Genomic DNA, 1,102 nt, shown 5'->3' on the forward strand with positions numbered 1-1,102 from the left:
GACATAAGTGTAGGTCTCGCCGCCAGCCAGCGGGTACTTGAAGTGCCACATATGGCCTTCGGCCTCGCGGTTCTCCACCTCAAGGTCGGAGATCGCGGTTTCGAACTTCGGGTCCCAGTTGACCAGCCGCTTGCCGCGATAGATCAAGTTGTCCTTGTAGAGCGAGACGAACACTTCAACGACGGCGCGCGACAGGCCTTCATCCATGGTAAAGCGCTCGCGCGACCAGTCGCAGGAAGCGCCCAGACGGCGAAGCTGGTTGAAGATCAGCCCGCCGGACTCATCCTTCCATTCCCAGACCTTGTCGATGAAGGCTTCGCGACCAAGCTCACGACGGCTCGGCTGTCCCTCGGCGACCAGCTTGCGCTCGACCACCATTTGCGTCGCGATGCCCGCATGATCCATGCCCGGCTGCCACAGCACGTTCTTGCCGCGCATGCGCTCGAAGCGGACCATGATGTCCTGCAGCGTATTGTTGAGCGCGTGCCCCATATGGAGCGAGCCGGTGACATTCGGCGGTGGAATGACGATAGTGAAAGGCTCGGCGCCTTCAGCTGACCCCGCACCGGCGCGGAACGCATCCGCTTCCTGCCAAAGTTTCGCGATGCGCGGCTCGACGGACTTCGAGTCGTAGGTTTTCTCTAGCATGGGATACCGAACCTGCTGAATCAACGCAGCGCGCCCGACGGCCGCTGATCTTGGCGTCGGTTAAAACGCCAAGCCTTCAGCCGAGTCAACCAATGGTGGCGTTTTCGACCGCCTGTTGCGTCAGCGCGCCGGACCCCTGGCGATCCGCTCGATCTCTTCGCGTACAAGGCGTTCCACCAGCGTGGGCAGATTGTTGTCGAGCCAATCCGTCAGCATCGGACGCAGCATGGCTTCCGCCATTTCGTCGAAGCTCTTCTGTCGCGTGGCGGCAAACGCTTCCGACAATTCTCCAAAAGCGGCGGCAACCTGTCGGCCGGTTCGGTCGGAAATGATGGACGGCAGCGGGCTGGCAGGTGCAGCCTCGGTCGCTGAATTCATTTCGTCCTCAAGCAGATCCTCGAAGGTCAGCATGGGGTCCGGCTGGGCAGCAGGTTCGGCGATCGCGCCGGTCGGC

At 61.8% G+C, this 1,102-nt stretch carries 2 protein-coding genes; both read right to left on the reverse strand.

Annotation, left to right across the window (positions count from 1 at the left end; all coding sequences use genetic code 11):
* A partial coding sequence (locus tag RTX98_RS18700) for a class I tRNA ligase family protein (RefSeq protein ID WP_312798311.1) occupies positions 1-648 on the reverse strand: 648 nt, incomplete at its 3' end.
* Positions 649-768: 120 nt separating this feature from the next.
* Positions 769-1,102 (reverse strand): PopZ family protein (locus tag RTX98_RS18705; RefSeq protein WP_312798313.1); only part of this gene is annotated, 334 nt, incomplete at its 5' end.

The sequence above is a fragment of the Tianweitania sp. genome, from assembly GCF_032053605.1.
Classification (GTDB): domain Bacteria; phylum Pseudomonadota; class Alphaproteobacteria; order Rhizobiales; family Rhizobiaceae; genus Tianweitania.